This window comes from Paraflavitalea speifideaquila (assembly GCF_032395985.1).
Classification (GTDB): domain Bacteria; phylum Bacteroidota; class Bacteroidia; order Chitinophagales; family Chitinophagaceae; genus Paraflavitalea; species Paraflavitalea speifideaquila.
The window spans coordinates 7,766,054-7,787,658 of the sequence record NZ_CP135920.1; the positions used below are offsets into that span (position 1 = coordinate 7,766,054).

Below are 21,605 nucleotides of genomic sequence, written 5' to 3' on the forward strand. Positions count from 1 at the left end.
GTACTATTAAGATACTGATAATCCCCGCTATTACATAAAATAATTTTATTATACAATAAAAACGGGGCTTCGCCCGGGTACGCCTGCCCGGCAGGCCCTGTTCAATAACAAAAAGACCGCCCCTGGTACAGAGACGGCCTTGAAGCCTTAAACGATAAGACTTTCCTTACCTGTAGTATTTTATTTCACGGGATGCGGAGCAATTGGTGTACTTGCTCCCAAGCTGCCAGGCAAAAGTTGTCAATTGTAAGTAATCAAAGTTACACAAGAGGAGGAGCTGGTTCGCCAGGCCGCGCGGAGCGATCCGGCCTGGTCCCGCCTTAAGCAAAAGAACAGAAAAGCCGCCCTGCCTGTCAGGGCACTTACCTCGCGCAAGCTGCATCTTAAAGGTGGGTCGCTCTGCAGTCTGGCCCGTGCAGCGCTGTAGAGCCGCTCACCTTCATCGGGAGTTGGCGTACTTGTGCCCCCAAAGCATACCATTCACTATTGACTATTCCTCATTACCGCTTCAATAATTTCTGCTGATAAAGGTCATCTGCACCTGCCATCAGTTCCAGTACATAAGTACCTGCACTAAGCCGGTCCGGCACCTGGATGCTTAAGGCATGTGTTCCTTTGCTGAGTGCCTCCGCACTTTGGTATACCACACGTCCATACATATCAACCAGCCGCATATTGACTTTTTCTGCACGTTTCAGGAAAAGCTGTATGTTGATCACTTTATCAAATGGGTTGGGCATAATACGTGCCACTTGCAGGTTTTTAAGACTTAGTTTCAATATCGTGGAATAGGTATAACCACCACCTGCCCCCACTATCTTCAGTCGGTAATACCGGCTAAGTGCAACCATATTGCTCTCATCCGTAAACTGGTACGTATTGGTTCCTGCATTATTGCCTTTGCTGTTGACCCTGCCCAGTGCTGTAAAATGGGTGCCATCCGTTGAATACTCTACCTCATAATAGTTGATATTGTGTTCATCTTTCACATTCCATTGCAGGATCGACTTTTCATCAACCAGGCTGGCTTTAAAGCTAAGCGTGTTGGCTGCCAATACACCATACGCATAAAAACAGGTAGGATGCAAGCCGCCACCAACCTGGGTAGGATCATTCGTATTGATAAAAATCGTGTTGCCATTCATATCAAACAACGTCACCTTCGATTGGTTACATACATAAGTGCTCGGATTCGTTTTAACCCGGAAGGTCATAACCACCTTATACGCCATCCCCGGTCTGATAATACCATTAGGCTGTCCCAGGGTATTGATCAATCGGCCGCCAGCAATGGAGTAAGGCATGGCGCCACTGACATCTGGTATTGTAACCCCATTTAGTTTCGTTGATCCGGGAATATAATTCGTGGAAGCAGGTATACCATCATACAGTTTTACACCTGCCGCATTGAGGTTACCCGTATTCATTACTTCAATAACGTATTCTACCGTATCACCACCCACTACTTCCGGACGGCCATTAATATTTCGGTAGGTCTTATTAGCAATCAGGGCCGGCGCCAATACCGGGAACCCGCAACTGGTATAATCACCATTCGTCCATACATTGGTCAATGAATCCGTTACAATCGAAACACCCCCATCGTAGCCAGGTTTACATTAAACACATTGCGGTAGGCGCCGCCGATGTATACATTACCGGCCGGATCAACCGCCATCGAATTGGAAGTACCCGGAAATGGATTTACACCGCCTAAAAATGTAGACACCCGCGTGTTGGGGTTGATCTTATACAGGTTACTGGAATTGGCAATCAGGTAAAGATTACCCGATCCATCACCAAAAATATCACCCCCACTCTCGGCAAGGATATTATTAGCGCCATTATTCACATCATTGATCAATGCCCCCAGTCGCACAATATCAGGATTGCCCGTTACCCCATTAATGGAAAAACGGATCAGGTCGCGCCCATTTTGAGTAACAGCATAACCAAATCCATCCGAACAAAAAGACATCCGGTTAATATTCCATCCATTCGTAAGATTCGTTTCCAGCGGAAAGCCCACAAACTGCCGGGCACAAACCGGCGAAGCATTCAGGTCAATATAACTTAGGTCTTGCGCTATATTGCTATAATTGTTTACAAAATAGATCCGGTTCGATTTTTTATCATAGGCCAGTGCCGAAGCGTAGGTCAATACACTACCATTGGGCAAAGGGGTCCCATCCACCGCATTGAAGCATGGACCATTGGCCCCGTCATAGATCATGGGGCCTGCCGTACCATTGGTCGTATTGACTGTTTTTATATAACGGTAAGGTTTGTTGGAAGGACTCTGCGGTATCCCATTGGTAGTTTCAGCGGTTGATTGATACACAATAGAACACATCGGATCGGGCGTCAGGTTGGTAAATACCGTATTGGAACTTTGCGCCAGGGTGGTACCCTGACTATTACATTCCAGCATGGCAAAATTCGACACATTACCCCCATTGGCCGTGATCCTTACCCTGAACTTGACCGTGGCAACCACACCAGGGATCAATACACCCGTACTAGCCGGCGGTGATTTAATAAGGCCGCCCGTATTGGCATAAGGCATTCTACCGCTTACATCCGCTACACCTCCACCATTCAATAGAGTGGTGCCTGCTATATAGGCGCTACCGGCAGGAATATTATCATACAAAGTAGATGCCGTAAGATTCGCTCCCGTCATGTTTTTCACAATGATGGTATATTCCAGCACATCGCCTTCTACGGCACTGGTACCATTACTGCTGGTCGTAATATTGGCAACCGATTTACTCAATTCGATACCCTGGGCCAGCGTTTCCCCAGCCATGCCCCACAGCAGCAACAGCAGTATCAATACAATTAGGATAGTAGATCTCGTTTTCATTGGAATGGATTTGCAGTTAAAATAGAAATCAAGCATAGCCCTGCTCCCGTACCGGGAACAGGGTGTTTTGAAATTATCTTTTATCATTTTGAATACAGTTATGACACCCGTTTGCAGGTTGCTCGTTTTAACCAGGTATACCTGTGACGGCCATGCTCCCACATCCACCTGTTTTTGTGTAATCCCTTTCCCAGCATTAACTGGCTGCTGGTATTGCACCCGGCCTGCCATATCAGTAATGGTGACCAATATTTTTGCCGGCACTTGTAGGTTAAGCCTTACATACAGCGTCCTGTCAACAGGATTGGGATAAATGACGATGTTTTGGGAAGTACGTATTTCCAAACTCACCATCCGGCTGTACACAGATTTGCCTTGTTGGTCAACTGCCCTTACCCGGTAATAATTGATCTGTTCCGGTGCAGCATCTATAAACCGGTTGGCAACCTCTTTGCCCACCCTACCCAACGTGGCGAAATGCACTCCATCTACCGATCGTTCTATTTCAAAATGGTCATGATTATTGTCAATAGTGGCTTCCCAGCTAATCAGCGCTCCCTGCAATGAACCTACTGCTGCAATGCTGATAAATTGTACAGGCAGCAGTTCCAGCGTCGATTTGACCACCTCTATATTATCAATGTAAAATCCGTCTTCGTTGTTAGAACCGTTGGAGGTAAATCGAAAACGGAAGCTCACCGCCGCATTGCCCAGGTAATTGCGCAGGTCCATCACTTCCCGGGTCCAGGCTTCGCGCATACCCGTTAAGGCTGGTTGGCTGCCCAGCGTGCCCACATTTTCAGCTACCGTATTGGTGCCACATACCGGCAGAAACCCGCCGCCCGTTGATACCTGCACTTGCAATTTGTCATAACTGTTCTCCGCCCGGTGCCTTACCCAAAAAGATAAATAAGCCGCTGTAGCATTGGAAAGATCAATGGTATTATTATAGGTAGCCGTACTGGCAATACTTGAGCCATAATTGCCCGAAGGCGATTCACTGAGCGATCTGCTCCCTGGTAAGCCGAGGCAGTGCTACTTCCCCACGATCCACTGAAGGTCCAGTTCGCACTTGTAGTCCACTCCATATTATCATTCACTACCTGTATAGGCTGGTAGATCTTGCTAATAGTATCGAGCAGGTTTATCCCGCCCGAACTGATGCGGTATACAAAACGGATCCTGGAACCCGCCGCCAGACTCGCCGGCAGCGTATAAGTAATATTGCGTTGTACCGAATCGAAATAAGCAGGCAAACTATTTACCACAACCGGCCCACCAACCGATTGTATATTTTCCAATGGAAGGATGGAAACAGTTGCCGGCCCATTCGTAAGTCCTATGCGACGCAAACTAAAACCAAAATTCCCCGTGGTGCTGTTCACAGCTACCGTATTCATATCCTGCAACTCAAAATACGAGCCAGCCATATACGCCATTTGCATATTGGCAAAGAACATACTCTTGGCAATGGGGATAATGTTTATAGGATCAGGCCAAAAGCCAAATCCTACATCACCTGAGCCTACTTCAACCGTATAGCCATACGTTTTTTGTTTCGTGCCAGCGCCTATATCACCCGTAATATGCCAATCGCGCGAGTTGCCTACTGCATAATAACCTACCGTGGCCATGCCATCACCGGCAAAATAACCGTTGTAACGCGCCATCAAGGCCGACGCATACGTATAAAAAGAAACATCCGCCGGAGTAAAACCATGATTGGCAGGCCTTCCATAAGGCGTTACATAATAATTGCCATAACCATGGTGGTCAATAGCAATCGTAAAATGCCTCGTTTCGGAAAAATCCCTGATGGCTTGCGTTTCCCTTTCCGAAAATTCATTGGGCCCTACATAAGCATCATTACCTGGATTATGCGACGTACTGATACCCGCACCCGTTACCCCCAATCCACATTGTAATTCCGGTTAAGGTCTACCCCATACTGACCACCTCCATTCACCCGCCGGTTCTTGCGCCACATCCCCCCACCAGAAGATTGGCTGGTTTCATTATAACGGTAACCATCCGGGTTTACACAGGGCATAAAATATAGTTCCCGGCTATCGACCAATTCCTTAATGCGGTTATCCGTGGCATAGTGCTCTACCAGGTATTGCATGAAGAAAAACAGGTTCATCATACTCATCCCTTCCCGGGCATGGTGCAGCCCCGAATAAAATGCTTCCGGTTCGCCTTCATCTGTTGAAACATTATCCGATATCTTAACAACGATCAAAGGCCTGCCTTCCAGCGTCGTAGTAGGCAACACGATCTTTTGAACAAGTGAAGGATAATGATTCACCAGCGAGTCGATCCGGCTTTGCATTTCCTGGAAAGTATAATACCCGGCATAAGAACCAGGAATGAATCCCGCAGGTACTGCGATATTGGCATAGTGCGAACCACAGGGGTTTTCAAATTGCAGCTTTCCATTAAGCATGATCCCATCCCGCTGCTTATAAAAATTCTCCCTCCTGGCATACCTGGCAAAATGCGCTACTTCATCAGCTATCAATACCGAGTAGCGCACACCTGTTTTTTGCAGGTTCGCCAATCCTATTTGGTCAAGCGTAGTAGTAAATGTTTTTCTTCTTTATTCAATTCTCCATGGTCAAACTCCACCCCTTGCTCCTGTAACCAGGCCAATCCTTCACCGGGAATGGTAAGTCGCACCCGGCTATACGTGGTCTGTGCAGTTAAGGCAGTTGATAAACTGATCAGGGGCAAAGCAATTAAATATCGGATCGGGTTCATAGGCTTAGAAATTTCGGATAGCAGTGAGGCTGTACTGTTACCCGGGGTGGGCAATAGGGGTTCCAGGCAACTATATATAGTCACTTCGGCCGGCTGAAAAATAGGCCGCAAGAGTATTCCTGGTTATTAAAACATCAGCAACGCCGGTAAAAAGGCGGATGACAGAAGAGTACCGAATGACCGTTGCGGCACAATAGAGTATGCGCGCGCTTGTTGAATAATGGGTAAACGTGTTTCATAGTACAGATTTTGTACTGGGATTAATTGATTATTAATGGTAGCCTGTTGGCTAGTCAGCGGGGGTTATCAGGCATAGACATACATGCCTGCGCTCAGGGTAAATAAAAACTGATGGTCACCTCTCATACCGGGGTCACGGTAAGAGGTTTTTCTACGAAAGAGGGTTAATACAAGAGTAGATAAAAAAATTCTCTTGCAACGTAAAAACACTATGCGGAAATTTCCGGGGATAAACAAGCACGGGGAACCAGGCAATCAACCCACCTTTTTCTTATTACCTTCTTTTGCAAGCAGTTGAATTTCTGATCACTAGGGCAAATGGGTATTCTGGCTGGTGCTTGTCTGGTTACTTTATAATATTATTTGGTTTATTTTATAAACTACTTTAGCTTTGGTATACAAACAACCGCTAACCATGTTAAAATTGATTCCCCTCATCCTGCTGGCACTTACCTGGATCGCTGGTTCGGCCCAAACCACCATTACCGGGAAAGTGAAGGATGCCAAAGGTCGCCTGATAAACGGCGCCAGTATAGCCATTAAAGACTCCTACGATGGAGGCACATCCGATTCTACCGGTACATACCGGTTCAAGACCACCGAAAAGGGTGACCAGACCTTACTGGTCACCTCTATTGGTTTCAAATTGTACGAACAAAAGATCACCCTGTCCGGCGCCAGCCTTACCATAGATATACAGTTAAAAGAAGAACCCAATGAATTGACCGCTGTAGTCATTACAGCCGGCACGTTTGAAGCCAGCGATACCAAACGCACCACAGTACTAAATCCCATAGATATTGTAACAACTGCCAGCGCCAATGCCGATATTACCAGTGCCATCAAAACTTTGCCGGGCGCCCAGCAGGTAGGAGAAAGCGAAGGTTTGTTTGTACGGGGCGGTACAGCCCAGGAAACCAAGGTATTTATTGATGGTACCCTGGTAAACAATTTCTTTTTAGCAGCGTACCAGATATTGCGCAGCGGGGCCGTTTTTCTCCTTTTATTTTTAAAGGAACCGTGTTCAGCTCTGGCGGCTATTCCGCCTTGTATGGCCAGGCATTGTCTTCTGCCCTCATCCTGGAGTCCGTTGACCTGCCCGACCAGTCTTCCGCCAGCCTGGGCATTTCTACTGTAGGCCTTAGTGCAGGATACCAGCAATTATCGAAAAAGAAAAATGCCAGTTGGGGCATTAGTTACAACTACACCAACCTGGTGGCATACTTTGCCTTGATCAAACAACGCGTCGACAATTTCCATACACCCGAATTTCACAATGGAGAGTTCAACTTCCGGGTTAAAACTTCCAAAACAGGTATGCTCAAATTCTATGGCTATTTCAATTACAGCCAGTTGGGTGTACGTAGGTCGGACATAGACTCCCTCGACCTTAAAAATGCTTTCCGCCTTACCAACTTTAATGTATATGGCAATCTCTCCTGGCGCGAAAAACTAAGCAAAAACTGGCGCCTGAATTTGGGTGCTTCCTACAGTGACAATACGGACAAGATCAATAATGAATTACAGAACCAATTCAATGTACCCCAGCAAATAGATGATGATCCCTATGGATCCAAAAGCTTCCAGGTGAAGTCAATTGGCAGTTTGGCACAAATAAAAGCTGTATTGGAAAGAAAGTTACCAGGCCTTAGCGCTGTTCGCTTTGGTGGAGAATACCTCTATTTTAAAGACCGCAATGATTTCACCAATCAGTTTGTTCCCAAAAACATAGCCCGTACAGATGATCATTTTAAAGCAGCATTTGCTGAAACAGATATTTATATCACCAACGACCTGGCCGCCAAAGTGGGTGGCCGGGTAGAACACTCCTCACTGCTAGACAAAGCCAATATTGTGCCCCGTGTATCACTTGCCTACAAACTAGGCGCTAAAACACAGGCATCACTCGCCTATGGAGTATTCTATCAAAAGCCCGAGAAGGATTATTACATGCGCAATTATATGTTCAACGACCTGGCCTATACCAAGGCCACCCATTATATTGCCAACGTACAAAAAGTAAGCAGGGATTATACCCTGCGTGTTGAAGCCTTTTACAAGAAATACAATGAGCTTACCAAAACCTTTGCCTCCAGTGCCAGCAAGGTCATTGATAGTGCCGGTAATGGCGGTTTTGGACATGCCAAAGGGATTGAGCTTTTCTGGAGAGACCGTAAAACATTTAAGAATGTCGATTATTGGATCTCCTATTCCTACCTGGATACCAAGAGGGATTACCTCAATTACCCTTATGCTATTCAGCCCAATTTCGCGGCCAACCATACAGCCAGCCTGATCGTCAAAAAGTTTGTCACCAAACTTAAAACACAGTTCAATGGCTCTTATACATTTGCTTCAGGCCGGCCTTATTACAATATCCGGTATGACAATGGCACTGCCAAATTCACCATTGCCGAGCAAGGAAAAACCATCCCCTACCATAGCATGAGCTTCAGCGTAAACTACCTGCCCAATATTGGCAAACAGGGGGCCAAACAGTTTGTCGTATGGGTATTTTCGGTGAACAATGTGATTGGCAACAACCAGGTATTTGGGTATAACTATTCGGCCAACGGCCTGAGGAAGGAGCCTATTGTACCAACCGCTAAACGCTTTTTCTTCCTGGGTTGCTTCCTGAGCTTTGGGATAGACAGAACAGATGATGTGATCAATAGCAATTTATAACCACCGTCATGCTATTTCCAACTAATAAACCTATCATCTATGCAAAATGAAAAAGATCCCCACTTATGGGAAATTGCCAAAAGGCGCGCCAGCTTTAAATATCACCTGGCAGCCTACCTCCTGTTCAATACCTTTTTTTGGGTAATATGGTTCTTCACCGGGCAGGCCGACTACCAGGGTTACTATGGCAACTATGGTTATCCCTGGCCTATATGGCCCATGATGGGATGGGGCATTGGTTTGGTATTTCATTTCCTGGGCGCTTATGTATACCATAAAGAGAACAGCGCCGAAAGAGAGTATGAAAAATTATTACGAAACAGAAAACAGTAATCAACAATCACTATACAAAAAAACAGCAATATGAAAAAACTCCTGGTTTCAACATCTCTTTTCTTTTTAGTGGTAGCCGCCACTGCACAAAGTGAAAAATATACAAAGGCCATGCAAGCCAATGTAGCTACGATCGACTCCCTGCATACAGGACAGGCCTGGACAGATATGGCCAATACTTTTCAACGGATCGCTGATGCCGAAAAACCAGTGGCAGCCTTATTATTATGCAGCACTTGGCTTTGTAATGACAGGTTATATGGAAGGCGCTGCAACAGGTGGCACCGCAGGCGCCGATAAAGTAGATCCCCTGGCCAGTAAGGCAGAAGAAATGCTCAACAAAGCAGAAGCCTTGAGCAAAGACAATTCAGAGATCTATTGTGTAAAAAAATGATCGCTACCCTGCGTATGATGGCCGACCCCATGAACCGTTACATGACCTACGGACCACAAGCCACAGAAGCATTACAAAAAGCCAAATCACTCAATCCCGAAAATCCAAGGGTGTACCTCCTGGAAGGACAGGATAAATTTTATACCCCGAGCAGTATGGAGGCAGTAAAACAGAAGCCAAGGCTTTGTTTGAACAGTCTATTAAAAATATGAAACTAAGCCAGCCTCCGATATCGATCCTCAATGGGGTAAATCGCAGGTGCTGTATTTCCTGGGCCAGTTAAAATAGTGAATATCATGTGCATTGTCCACGGCCTGTCTTCAGCAGATTTGCCGTGGACAACTTTATATTTGGCCCTTGGTTAATAACCACAATTATCAGTTGTATGGAAAATGAATCAGAATTTTCACAGGTGCAGGGTCTTGAATTGATCCAAACCATGATCAACAAGGCCAGGAACCGCTTTAGCGAGAATGGCCACTTGTATTTACTCTGGGGGTGGACGATATTCGGTTGCAGCATTGCTCAGTTCATTTTGCTCCATTTTGCCCATTACTCACACCATTACATGGTTTGGTTGATTACCTGGGTGGTCGTTATTTACCAGATCTACTACCTCAATCGCCGGAAGAAATATGCCAAAGTACGCACCTACACAGATGATATCCTGGGTTATGTGTGGATCGCTTTTGTAGTACTCATGTTCCTCTTTGCCTTTCTTTTGGACAAATAATGGGTGAACGATATTATACCTTCATGAACCCTGGTTTCCTGGCCCTCTATGGCATGCCCACCTTTTATCAGGAATTATCCTAAAGGCGCGGCCCCTGGTAATTGGAGGCATCTGCTGCTGGTTACTTTCCATTATTGCCAGCTTTATCCCTTACGATTATCAATTACTCTTGTTATCATTGGGAGTGATGGTTGCCTGGGTTATACCAGGTTATAGGTTGAAGAAGAAGTACGAAAAAGAAAATGCATAAATTATGGAAGAAAAAAACTGTCCGGAGAAGAAAGCCTCCTGCTGATCCGCCAAATGATACAGGTAGCCAAAGATGAACACCGCGAAAAAGGCGATGGCTGGCTTATCTGGGGATGGCTATTGTTTGCTGCCTCCCTTTCTTCTATTGCATTGAGCTACGCCAAATTGGGAAAGTATATTGGCTGGGTATGGCTGAGTATACTGGCCATCGGCCTCCTCGTTTATGCCCTGGGCCATCTCCGCAAGCAAAAACAGGAGAAAGTACAAACCTATGTACAGGAACTGCTGAATAAAATTGAGAACGGCTTTTTATCAGCCTGTTTGCTATGGTAGCGGCCATCTATATGAGCAACAGTTCTTTTTCATTTGGCTATTTCTATGTCTTATATGCTTTCTGGATGTTCATTCATGGAAGCGCTATCCGCTTTAAACCATTGATCGTTGGCGCCTGGGTAAATTGGGCCGCAGCTTTAGCTATTTTTTGGGTCAAAGATTTTAAATATGATATGATGATCTCTGCACTGGCCGTATTGGTGGGATACCTCATTCCAGGTTATATGTTGAGAGCTGAGTTCAGGAAAAAGATGCAGTCATCCGAAAGAATCATTGCCTAATGGAATTCAAAGAATTAGATCCTATACTACACTCCCAGCTCCGGCTGGCTGTTGTTTCACTCCTGATAAGCGTGAAAGAAGCAGAGTTTACCTTTATCAAGGAAAAAACCAATGCTACAGCCGGCAACCTGAGCGTGCAGATCAATAAATTGAAAGAAGCCGGTTATATTGAAGTGATCAAACAATTTAAAGACAACTATCCACAAACTACCTGCAAAATAACTCCCCTTGGTGTGAAGGCTTTTGAAGAATATGTAAAGAACCTCCAGTCTTACCTTGGCGTAAATAAGGCGTGATAGGCAATCTTTCGCTTCGCTTTCGGCAATCGGCAGTCGGCAATCGTTCGCTTCGCATTCGTCAATCTTTTCACTCTGCCCTTGTTAACAAGTCAACTTTTCAACTAGCCCCCTATCAATTTTCCAACCTATCACCCCTTCAACTTAGCAACTTGCTCTCACCATTCAACTCTTCACCCCTTCCAACCCTCCAACCTGCTTTTCGCTCGCAGCTCATAGCTCACAGCTCGAAGCCTGCTCCCTTCCCAACCCTCTACCCAAAAAAAAGAATAAGCTACGACAAAGGCAATCATATTTTGATATATCTGCGAAATCCTTTAAATCCTTAAATCTGCGCTAAAAAAGTCCCCCAAATCCGTATCCGGACAGGGGGATGCTTTCTTACCTCTGTTGAAACCTAACCAATTATTCTTTGATCAGCTTAACGATCATACGTTCTTTGCTGTTGATAGTTACTTCCAAAACATACATACCGGGTTTCAGGTTGCTGCTGCCATCCATGAGGTAACTGTTAGAACCAGCACCTGCTTTGGCCGATTTACGCAGTACTTCAGCGCCATTTGAATTCAATACCTTCATCACGATATAAGAATCTTCATTCAATTGCACATTCACTGCAATATCATTCTTCGCAGGGTTGGGGCTCACACTTACCATCTTCAGCGAACGTGTGTTGTACACCCGTACGATCAATATCTTACTGCGGCTGGCGCGTCCATCAAGGTCAACCTGTTTCAGACGGTAGTAGATATCCTTTTTATTCACCGTATTACGGCCTACCTTATCAATAAAATCGTACGTTTTCTTCGTATTTGAATTAGCGCCCGTTTTAATCGTACCTGCTACTTCCCATTTCAATCCATCCAGGCTCCTTTCAATTTCAAAACGATCACTGTTTTGCTCAAAATTAGTAACCCAGCTCAGTTCTACATTACCTTCATCTTTGTACAAACCTTTAAAGTCAACCAGGCTCACAGGTAAAGTGCTGGAGGGAGCAAAATTGATTGTTACCGTTACATCTTCTGAACACAGAGGGAAATAACCAAAGTCGCAGATCTTGTACTTAAAGGTTGTTTTATTACCAGCCCAGCCTGCATGGGGAGTAAAGGTGAAAGTACCATCCGTATTCAGTGCCACCGTACCATTCGGCGATTGTTCAGTTAAATAAGCATCAAAAGACTCATGCTCAGGATCACTGTCATTCGTAGTTACATCACCACTGTAAGTGCGGTTATCAGCACCCATGTAGTTATCTTCAACTGCAACGGGTGCTGAATTACAACCAGTAGGATAATAAAGCGGGGCATCAATTACCAGGCTGTCTATGCCAAGTCTTGTATTACTGTTAGAACCGCCATAATTTAGGAAAACCCGGTATGGACCTGAACCAACAGGAGAAAATTTTTGACTAAAAGTAAATTCCGTACCAGCAGCAGTGCTGCTGTTGAGCGTAATAGTATGCATAGCCGGACCTGCATTGATCAGGTCGGGTGTTGTTAAATAGATCTTGATCCAACGTGTTGCGCCAGCAGGCAAAGCCGTTTCTAATTTATAACGGAAAGAAACCGTTACTTCACCGGGTATATCCAATACCTGAGTATAGATACCTATATTGCTCAAAGTAGGAGCGCTGGTAGAAGAAGAAACCATTGCGCCATCACCTTCAATACCGGGCGTCCAGCCATCATTCGTATTGAAACCGTTGATAACCCAGCAATTTTGAAGCAGATGACCCTTTACCTGGTTCAGTGTGATACCCGGACGCGAGTTGAATTTTTCATTAACCTGAGCTTGTGCCCCAAAAGAGAGAAGGAGTACCCATGCGGATACAAGGAGTGTAAAATTCCGTTTCATTGATGTAAGTTTCAGAGTTTAGAAATTGTAATACGCAGATGAAGAATATTCATCGGGGCATTCAAAGGAGGGAGAATACGGTATCAAGGGTGTACGAATGAGGGAATAGGTATCCACTCCGAGCTTACATAGCTATTGGAAATAATATAGCAGATAACCATTAAAGGTTAAACTTCAGACAGACTTGTTTTTTGGAAATTGGTGCAAGCTGATTGTTCGGGTAGTCTTGCAAGTAACGGAATTATCAGAGGATGTGCGGGATGATGAAGGCAAAAGTAAAGCGCCCCGGCGGATTATGCAAGTATTTATTGTGCTTTTTTATCGCCCAACCGCCCCGGAGGCCCTCCCAGCCGTCTTTTTACATTTTTGAAGTTTAATAACAATTTCAGTTGTAATTTGTAAGGCAATTATATTATGGCCGTTATCATACAGGTAAAGCACCTCAGTAAACATTACAACGATTTAATTGCGGTCAATGATATTTCATTTTCCGTGAACCAGGGTGATGTATATGGCTTCCTCGGACAGAATGGAGCCGGTAAATCCACCACCATTCGTATGTTGCTCACCTTAATAGAACCTACTACCGGCAGCATTGAATTGTTTGGCATGGACCTCAAAAACACCGCCGGGATATTCTAAAGCAAATAGGCGCTGTTATTGAACGCCCCGACCTCTACAAATACCTTACCGCCTATGAAAACCTGGCCCTCTTTGCCAAAATGAGCGGCGTACAGGTGAGCCGGAAAAAAATGATGGACCAACTGGAACAGGTAGGCCTGGAGGAAAGAGCACAAAGTAAAGTAAAGACCTATTCCCAGGGCATGAAACAGCGTTTGGGTATTGCAGTAGCCCTGGTACACAACCCACAGCTGATCATCCTCGATGAACCTACTAACGGTCTCGATCCACAAGGTATTGCCGATATCCGGCATTTTATCCTGCACCTAAGCAAAGAACAAGGCAAAACCATACTGGTATCTTCCCACCTCCTCTATGAAATAGAAATGACTGCCAACCGCATGATCATTATTGATAAAGGGAAAAAGGTAACCGAGGGAAGCGTAAAGGAATTATTCGACCCTTCCAAATTGCTGATCAAGATAAGCGTGCGGAATATTGAGCAGGTAGCCCCTCAATTGCAAAACAGTCCTTGGAGAAAATATATTCAAACGCAAGAGCAAAACAATATACTCTTTCAGATGGATGAGCAACAGGTGCCCGCCCTCACTGCCTACCTGGTCAACCTGGGGGCCGCCATTACCTCCATACAACCTCAGCACTCCCTGGAAGCCTATTTCCTGGCCTTAACAACCACCAACCGACATGTGGACACTTTTACAAATGGAGCTCTTTAAGATATTCAAAAGACCGCGTACCTATATCGCGTTTGTAGCCATTGCAGCCATCGTGCTCCTCATTCAATTGGCGTTGTTTGTGGATGCAGACACCTATATTGACCTGCTGCTGCAATCCATTCGCGCTGATTTTACCATCGATGGTAAGATCGCCAATGGCTATTTTGTTTGCTATTTCATTTTACAAACCCTCTTGATCCATGTTCCTTTATTGATTGCCCTCATTGGTGGCGATATGATAGCCGGAGAAGCCAATATGGGTACCCTGCGCCTGCTGGCCAGCAAACCCATTAGCCGTACCTCCCTGATGCTCTCAAATTCATAGCCACCGCTATCTATACATTGATGTTGTTATTGTGGATGGCATTCCTTTCCCTCCTGCTGTCCATCCTCGTGTTTGGTGTGGGCGATCTCATGGTCTTTAAAAGTGCACAGATCATTCAGCTCAAGCAAGCCGATGTCATGTGGCGTTATTTTGCAGCATTTGGGTTTGCCGCCATTGCTATGATTACCGTAGCAGCCCTTTCTTTCTTCCTGTCTTTATTTGCAGAAAATTCTATAGGTCCCATTGTGGCCACTATGAGTATAGTGATCGTATTTACAATCCTCACCACTATGGACCTCCCTTTGTTCAATTTATTGAAGCCTTACCTGTTTACCTCCCATATGCTGGGTTGGAAAGGGTTCTTCGATAACCCCATCAAGTATGGCAGTATCTTTAAATCGGCAGGCATCCTGCTACTCCACATTACAGCTTTTGTAGGCATTGCCATTTACCTCTTTAGAAAGAAGGATATTTTATCCTAAGCAATCAGGCAGTAGCCAGTCGTCGTTTCCTGCGGGTTACTGTAACCCCTTTAAAGACACCATTTCACCTTTGTCCTGGTCCCATACTTTCAAACGCAGGCAGGCAAATATATCCCTGGGATGCAGCGAGGTCGTTTTAGCTTGTTGCAATTCGGGAAAATGCCTCATTACCTCAGGAAGGCGGTAAAAGGTATTTTAGAATTGAGGTGGTGAATATGATGGTACCCGATATTCGCCGTGAACCAATGCATCACCGGACTCATCGTCATATAACTGCTCGATTCCAGGGCCGCTTTATCATAGGCCCATTCCGTATTGCAGGCAAAAGTTACCCCGGGAAAATTGTGCTGGGCATAGAATAAATAAGAACCCAGGGCAAAAGCGATCAGGAAAGGCACAAAGAACAACAACAGCCAGGCCTGCCAGCCCAGGAAAATAAAAATAAGCGTAGCTGCCGTAAAATGTAATACCAATGCGATCAGGGCATCAAAATGCTTACGTGGGCTGCTCACAAAAGAACCTACACACATACCCAACAGGAACATCGTAAAATAACCCATCCCAATAGTAAGCGGGTGACGGATAGCCAGGTAACCTACCCTTTCCCCTGCACTCATATTCAGGTATTTTTGGCGGGTAGCTATTGGGAAAGAACCAATACTGGCGCTGAATAATTTGGAATTGTGTTTATGGTGGTGATCGTGGCTCCGTTTCCAGATGCTCGTAGGCGCCAGCATATAAATACCAAAACCGTCATGATCGCATCGGCAACAGCAGATTTGTGTAAGATAGTATGGTGCTGGTGATCATGATAGATCACAAACATGCGTACCAATAACAATCCGCCAATGATACTACAGGCAATCCTCGCCCCCAGCCAGGGCATTAACACCGTTCCGGCCAGCACCAGGATCGTCAAGCCAAGTGTTGTTAAGGTATAGAACCAGCTTTTACTCCTGATCTCTTTGGCAAAAGGTTTAGTGGCCAATATCAACTCTTTCCCACACCGCATACTCAATTTGTTTTTACTTGAACGAATGATTACTGTTTACTAGGTCGCTTATGTTTCCACCGGCGGTGTGTCCACAGCCAGGTTTCGGGGTTTTCAATGATATCTGCTTCCAGCCTTTTTGTATGCGCTTCCGTGATCTCTCCTTCCTGGATATTATTGTAAGGCGGCAGCTTCAACGTGTCAGCCGTTAACGTATAATAGCCGCGTTTTATTTTTTTATCGATACATAAACGATCGGGTAATTCATTTTCTGAGAGATCTTCTCCGTACCAGGAAAAACAGGCGTATCCTGGTTCAAAAAATTCATCCAGTAAGCTTTATCAGGAGCAGGCGTTTGGTCCGCAATAAAGGCCGTTGCAGTTAGGTGCGGTCTGTTTTGCACCATATCCCTGAAAGTATCTTTCATGGCGATCAACTTAGTACCAAACCGCGTGCGCATTTTTATGATCAACCTGTTAAAATAGGGATTGGCCAGGGGATGATAGATCACGTACAACTGGTGCTTACACTTGAGACTAAAGGTATTACCCGCCCATTCCCAGTTGCCATAGTGCCCCATGACAATCACAATACTTTTATTCTCTTCGGCAAAACCATTGAATAATGCCTCCGTAGCAGGGTCCATACCGCAATGCTTCAACATCGAAGCACGGCTGATCGTCAGTGTTTTGAAGGTTTCCAGGAACAGATCACAGAAGTAGCGGTAAACGCGCTTTTGGATGGCTTTAATTTCTGCATCCGTCTTATCAGGAAAAGAGTTGCGCAGGTTGGCAAATACTACCTTTTTCTATAGCCTGTTACATGATACAGGAACAGGCAAAATGCATCCGACAATAGATACAGTGCGCGAAAAGGCAGCACAGATAGAAGATAAATAAAGGGTAGGGCTATATAATAGCTCAATACGGCCAAGGTCGTGGTTTTGTTTGTTTTAAAGGTTTGCGCTAAAGATAACTGAATTATGTACTTAAAACCTTCAAATACGGATTAAAATAATGTCACTTTAACATTATATATAATAGGTCTAAAATTCAATGTACTGGATATTACCCCATTAAAAAAGCGGCCCCGCTTAAAGCGGAGCCGCCGGCTCTATTAATTGCAATAAGTGAAATCTATTAGAAGCCGTACTTGGTTACCCCTGGCGTAGCAATAGGATACCAGCCATCCGCATCAGGTAATACAGGTGGTGCAGCGGCAAAGTCATATTGCTTGGGCTGCAGGTTAAGGCCCGAATTGATCGCCTTATCCCAATCAACCACCTGACCAGTATAAGTAGCCATCCGGCCCAGGATGGAAGTCATCGAGCTCTTCGCGCCATTTTCAGCATCCGCAAACTTGTATTGTCCTGCCGCAATCGCTTCAAACAACTCATCATGCTCTGTTTGGTAAGGATTGTTTTCCTTCGTCCTGTCGAACTGGTACAATACCTTGCCTTTGTTGCTTACAATATTGGCTTCCCTGTTTTAATAATACCCTTCGTACCAATGAGCAGTTCATCTACTTTACTCATCGTGCCGGGAATATGGCGGCACTGACTGTTAAGAATGGAGCCATCCGGATATTGGAACTCTACATAATGGTGGTCAAATATCTCCCCATTGTCTTTGCCTTTGCGCACCTGGCGGCCGCCCATACCCTGTGCTTTTACAGGATAAGCGCCTTTAAACCAGTTGATCACATCAATATTGTGGATATGCTGCTCGGCAATATGATCGCCACAAAGCCATACAAAATAATACCAGTTACGCATTTGGTATTCCATTTCCGTTTGACCAGGCTGGCGCTTATTTACCCATACACCATCATTATTCCACCAGGCTTGTGCCGAAGTAATATCCCCAATCAGGTTTTTCTTTTGAACAGTTCACGATAACTGTTCTGGTAATGACGCTGCAGGCCTACAACTACATTGAGCTTTTTAGCCTTGGCTTGTTCCGCAGCAGCCAATACTTTCTGCACACCTGCCGGGTCCGTAGCTACCGGCTTCTCCATAAAAACATGCTTGCCCTGCTTTATCGCTTCTTCAAAATGAATGGGCCTGAAACCCGGAGGGGTAGCCAGGATCACCACATCCGCCAGGGGAATGGCCTTGAGATACGCATCAAAACCTGCAAATTTCCGGTCAGCAGGAACATCTACCCGGTCTTTAACTGTTTTATCGCCCGACTTAGAATCCGCCGTTAATGATTTATAGCATTTTTCCAGCCGATCACTAAAAGCATCAGCCATGGCTACCAGCTTCACATTTTGTTTCGTCAATAAAGCTTGCATGGCCGCACCGGTACCCCGGCCGCCGCAACCCACCAGGGCTACCTTAATGACATCATCAGCACCAGAAAAATAATTGGCTTTGGAAAAAGAGGGGCAGCGATCAGTCCGCCGGCAATGAGCGAAGTATGTTTTACAAAATCGCGCCGGGATGATTGATTGGGTGCATCTTTACGCATGTTTGTTAATTTATATAATAGAGCAATCTAATTACCAAGGTATTTTTATAAAAAGCATCTGCCTCTTCCCCAGTGGGCGCTTTCAATGGCCGTACAATACGAAAGCCTACCGCCATACCATCAGTAAGCCACCATTTGCTTTTTGGTATCTGAGGATCACGTTTATTCCAGGTGGGGTCCGATTTACCGCGACTGGCGCTGCGCAAGGCTTCTGGCTTATCCAGGTACCCACCGCCACGCACCGTTTTAGGATAAATATCTTCCACCACAAAGAAGGATCTGTTGCACCATCCGCAACCGTTGTAAAATACTTCTCTTCATAATGGTCCAGGGTCCACTCAGCTACATTACCTATCATATCATACAGCCCCCAGCTATTGGGCTTTTTTGCCCCACCTTCTGGTACTTGGCCTTACTATTGACGCTAAACCAGCCATAATCCTTTAATAGTTTGCCATCATTGCCAAAATAATAAGCTGCGCTATTGCCGGCGCGGCAGGCATATTCCCACTCCGCCTCCGTGGGTAGCCGATAAAATACACCTGTTTTCTTATACAACCAGCGGCAATACATCAGGGCAGTACGTTGCGACATACTATTGACCGGAAAGCCACCTTGCTTACCCATACCCCAGCTAAGATCAATATATTGAGGCGTAGGCCTTGTTACCACATCTACCTCCGAATTGCGGCTGGTACTTTCATCATTAAAGAACAGCAGGAATTCATCATAAGTAACCTCATAACGCCCCATCCAGAAAGCACTCAGCTTAACATTCTTCTGTGGCCCTTCATCACCTTTCCTTCCAGGTTCCTTGGCCGGACTACCCATCAGGAACTGCCCTTCAGGAATAGGCAGCATCTTAAAGGAGATGGCCGATCCGGGGATCGTTGTTTCATAAGGTTCAAAATTAGCCGTCTGTTGTGCGGAGCTAACACTTATTGCTGTAGCTCCCATAAAGAATAACACCAGTCGTTTCACACTTATAAGTTTAGGTGCTGGAAAGATAAGAAAATAATTTGTACGTCCCTCTAAACTATGGCATCCAGGTAGAGAAAACGATTGCACAAAAATAAATTAGCGCGCTACAGTATATTGATCTTAAATTTATCCAAACACTCAGAACATGAAACGTAGACAATTTATGCGTAATTCCCTGTTCACCGGCGCCTCGCTCGCAACAGCTGCAGCAGCTTTTGGTAAGTCGGATGAAAAGGGGATACCTAACGAATGCTGAAAAAACATTTAACCTCGACTATGCCTTTCACGATGGCATGTTTAAAAACCACGGCGGTACCGATTTTATTGAACAGATAAAATTTGCCCATAGCATGGGGTTCCGGTCAATTGAAGACAATGGCATGATGAGCCGCCCCGTTGAAATGCAAAAGAAGATTGGCGATACCCTTGCTTCCCTGGGCATGCGTATGGGAGTATTTGTGATCACTTCCGATAGCTGGCATTGGAAAACCTCCCTTGCTACCGGCAAACAGGAGTGGATTGATAAAATGATCAAGGATTGTAAAGAAGCAGTAGAAGTAGCCAAACGCTGCGGCGCCAAATGGATGACCGTAGTACCCGGCAATTACGAAAGAAGCCTTTCCTTTGAATACCAAACAGCCAATGTTATCAATGCCTTGCGCAAAGGAAGCGCCATCCTCGAACCACATGGACTGGTAATGGTGCTGGAAGCCTTGAGTGATAATCCCGACCTGTTCCTGCGCCACTCCGATCAAACCTATATGATCTGCCAGGCCGTAGGCAGCCCCAGTTGCAAGTTCCTGTTCGATATGTACCATATGCAGCGCAATGAGGGCGATATTATCAATAACCTCAATAGGTCCTGGGATGAGATCGGTTACCTGCAGATCGGTGACAACCCCGGCCGCAAAGAGCCCACCACCGGTGAAATGAATTATAAAAACATCTTCAGGCATATTCATACCAAAGGCTATAAAGGCATTCTCGGTATGGAACACGGCAATGCCAAACCCGGTAAAGAAGGCGAAGTAGCCCTGATCAAGGCATATCGGGATTCAGATAACTTCCTATAGGGAATACAGCTGTGAGCCTGGTATAAAGGTGACACCTTTCGTTTGCGTCGTAAGGAAAGGTGTCACCTTTATTGTAGATGTTGAGCCAAATCGTTAAAGTCTGAACAGGGCTATGATTACAACGAAGCACACCTTAATTTTGCCTCCGGAACGCTACCCACCAGCCGACCAAAAGAAGCAATGAAAGCACTCCTGAGAATAATCGTATTGGCAAGCCTATACACTATGATCTTACTGCCTGCCCAGGCACAGGAAGCGGATGCTCTCATCAAAAAAGTCAAAGACAAACTGGCCACGGTGAAGGATTACCAGGCCGATGGGGTGATGAAAACCGATGTGGCTTTCATGAAAATACCCGAATCCAAAGTGGTGATCTATTACAAGAACCCCGATAAGTTCCGGATCAAAAGGAAGATGGTATTGCAATTGTACCCAAAGGGGGCGCCAATGTAAACCTGGGCGGTTTATTTGCCAATGACAATTATACCGCTGTAGCAGCCGGCAAGGTACCGTGGGCGGTACGCCCGTAAGTATTGTAAAACTATTGCCACTGGATGAAAAGAGCGATATCGTAGTGGCCACTTTGTACATCGACGAAAAACAATCGTTAGTACGAAAAGCAATCATGACCACGCGGAGTAATGGCACCTATGAAATGGAAATGAGTTATAGTAAATATGCCAATTGGGGATTGCCCGATAAAGTTGTATTCAGTTTCAATACCAAAGATTATAAACTGCCCAAAGGATTGGCATTTGATTATGACACCGGCGAGAAACCCACACCAGCCGCCTCTACGGATAAAGAGCAAAAAGGAAGACTCGAGATCACCTACTCAAATTATACTGTCAACAAGGGCATTGCTGATGCACAGTTTAAGTGAACCGCCATCCACAGTCG

The 21,605-nt window shown here is 45.4% G+C and carries 32 protein-coding genes and 1 pseudogene; 17 read left to right on the forward strand and 16 right to left on the reverse strand.

The features are described 5' to 3' along the window. Nucleotides 1-500: 500 nt before the first annotated feature. The 5 genes from RS881_RS53220 to RS881_RS53240 are packed head-to-tail and all read right to left on the reverse strand — an operon-like array spanning nucleotide 501 to nucleotide 5,626. Entirely contained in the window at nucleotides 501-1,574 is a 1,074-nt protein-coding gene (locus RS881_RS53220; RefSeq protein ID WP_315818232.1) for a T9SS type A sorting domain-containing protein, read from the reverse strand. Between the two features lie 8 nt (nucleotides 1,575-1,582). Continuing rightward, the gene (locus RS881_RS53225; protein WP_315824913.1) at nucleotides 1,583-3,835 is read right to left on the reverse strand and encodes a T9SS type A sorting domain-containing protein; all 2,253 of its coding nucleotides are present in this window, start codon (nucleotides 3,833-3,835) and stop codon (nucleotides 1,583-1,585) included. After that, a complete protein-coding gene (locus RS881_RS53230) occupies nucleotides 3,760-4,779 on the reverse strand; it encodes a M14 family zinc carboxypeptidase (protein WP_315818233.1) in 1,020 nt (339 codons plus the stop codon). Before RS881_RS53230 ends, RS881_RS53225 begins: the two co-directional genes overlap by 76 nt. Next, nucleotides 4,770-5,426 (reverse strand): M14 family zinc carboxypeptidase, encoded by a 657-nt coding sequence (locus tag RS881_RS53235; RefSeq protein ID WP_315818234.1) that lies wholly within the window; start codon nucleotides 5,424-5,426, stop codon nucleotides 4,770-4,772. Before RS881_RS53235 ends, RS881_RS53230 begins: the two co-directional genes overlap by 10 nt. Before the next feature lie 2 nt (nucleotides 5,427-5,428). Beyond that, entirely contained in the window at nucleotides 5,429-5,626 is a 198-nt protein-coding gene (locus RS881_RS53240; protein WP_315818235.1) for a hypothetical protein, read from the reverse strand. A 655-nt stretch (nucleotides 5,627-6,281) separates the two neighbouring features. Here RS881_RS53240 and RS881_RS53245 point away from each other — a divergent pair. The 9 genes from RS881_RS53245 to RS881_RS53285 all read left to right on the forward strand — a co-directional run bounded on the left by RS881_RS53245 (nucleotide 6,282) and on the right by RS881_RS53285 (nucleotide 11,170). Continuing rightward, nucleotides 6,282-7,004, forward strand: coding sequence for a carboxypeptidase-like regulatory domain-containing protein (locus tag RS881_RS53245; RefSeq protein ID WP_315818236.1), 723 nt, complete (start codon nucleotides 6,282-6,284; stop codon nucleotides 7,002-7,004). After that, nucleotides 6,887-8,551, forward strand: coding sequence for a TonB-dependent receptor plug domain-containing protein (locus tag RS881_RS53250; RefSeq protein WP_315818237.1), 1,665 nt, complete (start codon nucleotides 6,887-6,889; stop codon nucleotides 8,549-8,551). The genes RS881_RS53245 and RS881_RS53250 overlap by 118 nt, the downstream gene beginning before the upstream one ends. 39 nt (nucleotides 8,552-8,590) lie before the next feature. Next, complete coding sequence (locus tag RS881_RS53255) at nucleotides 8,591-8,884, forward strand: 2TM domain-containing protein (protein ID WP_315818238.1); 294 nt, start codon at nucleotides 8,591-8,593, stop codon at nucleotides 8,882-8,884. 196 nt (nucleotides 8,885-9,080) lie between these two features. Then, nucleotides 9,081-9,278, forward strand: a complete 198-nt coding sequence (locus RS881_RS53260) for a hypothetical protein (protein WP_315818239.1) — start codon at nucleotides 9,081-9,083, stop codon at nucleotides 9,276-9,278. Continuing rightward, nucleotides 9,275-9,490, forward strand: a complete 216-nt coding sequence (locus RS881_RS53265; protein ID WP_315818240.1) for a hypothetical protein — start codon at nucleotides 9,275-9,277, stop codon at nucleotides 9,488-9,490. The genes RS881_RS53260 and RS881_RS53265 overlap by 4 nt, the downstream gene beginning before the upstream one ends. A gap of 173 nt (nucleotides 9,491-9,663) precedes the next feature. After that, nucleotides 9,664-10,011 (forward strand): hypothetical protein, encoded by a 348-nt coding sequence (locus RS881_RS53270; RefSeq protein WP_315818241.1) that lies wholly within the window; start codon nucleotides 9,664-9,666, stop codon nucleotides 10,009-10,011. A gap of 303 nt (nucleotides 10,012-10,314) precedes the next feature. Then, nucleotides 10,315-10,593 carry a hypothetical protein gene (locus RS881_RS53275; protein ID WP_315818242.1) on the forward strand — a complete coding sequence of 93 codons (279 nt, stop codon included), beginning with the start codon at nucleotides 10,315-10,317 and terminating at the stop codon, nucleotides 10,591-10,593. Continuing rightward, complete coding sequence (locus RS881_RS53280; protein WP_315818243.1) at nucleotides 10,587-10,874, forward strand: hypothetical protein; 288 nt, start codon at nucleotides 10,587-10,589, stop codon at nucleotides 10,872-10,874. The genes RS881_RS53275 and RS881_RS53280 overlap by 7 nt, the downstream gene beginning before the upstream one ends. Next, entirely contained in the window at nucleotides 10,874-11,170 is a 297-nt protein-coding gene (locus tag RS881_RS53285; RefSeq protein WP_315818244.1) for a winged helix-turn-helix domain-containing protein, read from the forward strand. Before RS881_RS53280 ends, RS881_RS53285 begins: the two co-directional genes overlap by 1 nt. 405 nt (nucleotides 11,171-11,575) lie before the next feature. Here RS881_RS53285 and RS881_RS53290 read toward each other — a convergent pair whose 3' ends face one another. Beyond that, nucleotides 11,576-13,024 (reverse strand): Ig-like domain-containing protein, encoded by a 1,449-nt coding sequence (locus tag RS881_RS53290; protein ID WP_315818245.1) that lies wholly within the window; start codon nucleotides 13,022-13,024, stop codon nucleotides 11,576-11,578. 414 nt (nucleotides 13,025-13,438) lie between these two features. Here RS881_RS53290 and RS881_RS53295 point away from each other — a divergent pair. From RS881_RS53295 to RS881_RS53310, 4 genes and pseudogenes are all read left to right on the forward strand, one after another. Further along, nucleotides 13,439-13,863 (forward strand): annotated as a pseudogene (locus tag RS881_RS53295) (ATP-binding cassette domain-containing protein); the annotation flags it as partial. Continuing rightward, the gene (locus tag RS881_RS53300; protein ID WP_315824914.1) at nucleotides 13,849-14,382 is read left to right on the forward strand and encodes an AAA family ATPase; all 534 of its coding nucleotides are present in this window, start codon (nucleotides 13,849-13,851) and stop codon (nucleotides 14,380-14,382) included. The pseudogene RS881_RS53295 and the gene RS881_RS53300, both read left to right, overlap by 15 nt. After that, a complete protein-coding gene (locus RS881_RS53305; protein ID WP_315818246.1) occupies nucleotides 14,369-14,707 on the forward strand; it encodes an ABC transporter permease subunit in 339 nt (112 codons plus the stop codon). The genes RS881_RS53300 and RS881_RS53305 overlap by 14 nt, the downstream gene beginning before the upstream one ends. Before the next feature lie 17 nt (nucleotides 14,708-14,724). Beyond that, entirely contained in the window at nucleotides 14,725-15,189 is a 465-nt protein-coding gene (locus RS881_RS53310; RefSeq protein WP_315818247.1) for a hypothetical protein, read from the forward strand. Nucleotides 15,190-15,356: 167 nt separating this feature from the next. Here the strand turns inward: RS881_RS53310 and RS881_RS53315 are convergent, their stop codons facing one another. Genes RS881_RS53315 through RS881_RS53330 form a run of 4 tightly spaced genes read right to left on the reverse strand, consistent with a single transcriptional unit; the run spans nucleotide 15,357 to nucleotide 16,967 of the window. Beyond that, nucleotides 15,357-15,926 (reverse strand): fatty acid desaturase family protein, encoded by a 570-nt coding sequence (locus tag RS881_RS53315; RefSeq protein WP_315818248.1) that lies wholly within the window; start codon nucleotides 15,924-15,926, stop codon nucleotides 15,357-15,359. After that, nucleotides 15,830-16,201: a hypothetical protein gene (locus tag RS881_RS53320; protein ID WP_315818249.1), complete on the reverse strand. Its 372-nt coding sequence runs from the start codon at nucleotides 16,199-16,201 to the stop codon at nucleotides 15,830-15,832. The genes RS881_RS53315 and RS881_RS53320 overlap by 97 nt, the downstream gene beginning before the upstream one ends. A gap of 29 nt (nucleotides 16,202-16,230) precedes the next feature. After that, the gene (locus tag RS881_RS53325) at nucleotides 16,231-16,377 is read right to left on the reverse strand and encodes an LpxL/LpxP family acyltransferase (protein WP_315818250.1); all 147 of its coding nucleotides are present in this window, start codon (nucleotides 16,375-16,377) and stop codon (nucleotides 16,231-16,233) included. A 32-nt stretch (nucleotides 16,378-16,409) separates the two neighbouring features. Next, a complete protein-coding gene (locus tag RS881_RS53330; protein ID WP_315824915.1) occupies nucleotides 16,410-16,967 on the reverse strand; it encodes a lysophospholipid acyltransferase family protein in 558 nt (185 codons plus the stop codon). On the opposite strand from RS881_RS53330, the gene RS881_RS53335 reads away from it, so the two are divergent. Then, nucleotides 16,921-17,079, forward strand: coding sequence for a hypothetical protein (locus RS881_RS53335; protein WP_315818251.1), 159 nt, complete (start codon nucleotides 16,921-16,923; stop codon nucleotides 17,077-17,079). The two genes, RS881_RS53330 and RS881_RS53335, sit on opposite strands and share 47 nt — an antisense overlap. Before the next feature lie 240 nt (nucleotides 17,080-17,319). On the opposite strand, the gene RS881_RS53340 is transcribed toward RS881_RS53335, so the two are convergent. From RS881_RS53340 to RS881_RS53365, 6 genes are all read right to left on the reverse strand, one after another. Further along, entirely contained in the window at nucleotides 17,320-17,628 is a 309-nt protein-coding gene (locus RS881_RS53340; protein ID WP_315818252.1) for a hypothetical protein, read from the reverse strand. 17 nt (nucleotides 17,629-17,645) lie between these two features. Then, a complete protein-coding gene (locus tag RS881_RS53345) occupies nucleotides 17,646-17,966 on the reverse strand; it encodes a Gfo/Idh/MocA family oxidoreductase (protein WP_315818253.1) in 321 nt (106 codons plus the stop codon). Between the two features lie 80 nt (nucleotides 17,967-18,046). Then, entirely contained in the window at nucleotides 18,047-18,508 is a 462-nt protein-coding gene (locus tag RS881_RS53350) for a Gfo/Idh/MocA family protein (protein WP_315818254.1), read from the reverse strand. 5 nt (nucleotides 18,509-18,513) lie between these two features. Continuing rightward, complete coding sequence (locus tag RS881_RS53355; protein WP_315818255.1) at nucleotides 18,514-18,651, reverse strand: twin-arginine translocation signal domain-containing protein; 138 nt, start codon at nucleotides 18,649-18,651, stop codon at nucleotides 18,514-18,516. Nucleotides 18,652-18,656: 5 nt separating this feature from the next. Then, on the reverse strand, nucleotides 18,657-18,920 hold the full coding sequence (locus RS881_RS53360; protein WP_315818256.1) for a hypothetical protein: 264 nt from the start codon (nucleotides 18,918-18,920) through the stop codon (nucleotides 18,657-18,659). An 85-nt stretch (nucleotides 18,921-19,005) separates the two neighbouring features. After that, the gene (locus tag RS881_RS53365) at nucleotides 19,006-19,632 is read right to left on the reverse strand and encodes an SUMF1/EgtB/PvdO family nonheme iron enzyme (protein ID WP_315818257.1); all 627 of its coding nucleotides are present in this window, start codon (nucleotides 19,630-19,632) and stop codon (nucleotides 19,006-19,008) included. A gap of 227 nt (nucleotides 19,633-19,859) precedes the next feature. Here RS881_RS53365 and RS881_RS53370 point away from each other — a divergent pair, with 227 nt between their 5' ends. From RS881_RS53370 to RS881_RS53380, 3 genes are all read left to right on the forward strand, one after another. Beyond that, nucleotides 19,860-20,705 (forward strand): hydroxypyruvate isomerase family protein, encoded by an 846-nt coding sequence (locus tag RS881_RS53370; protein ID WP_315818258.1) that lies wholly within the window; start codon nucleotides 19,860-19,862, stop codon nucleotides 20,703-20,705. 225 nt (nucleotides 20,706-20,930) lie between these two features. Continuing rightward, nucleotides 20,931-21,158: a LolA family protein gene (locus RS881_RS53375; protein WP_315818259.1), complete on the forward strand. Its 228-nt coding sequence runs from the start codon at nucleotides 20,931-20,933 to the stop codon at nucleotides 21,156-21,158. Between the two features lie 58 nt (nucleotides 21,159-21,216). Beyond that, nucleotides 21,217-21,588 (forward strand): hypothetical protein, encoded by a 372-nt coding sequence (locus RS881_RS53380; protein ID WP_315818260.1) that lies wholly within the window; start codon nucleotides 21,217-21,219, stop codon nucleotides 21,586-21,588. Nucleotides 21,589-21,605 lie beyond the last annotated feature (17 nt).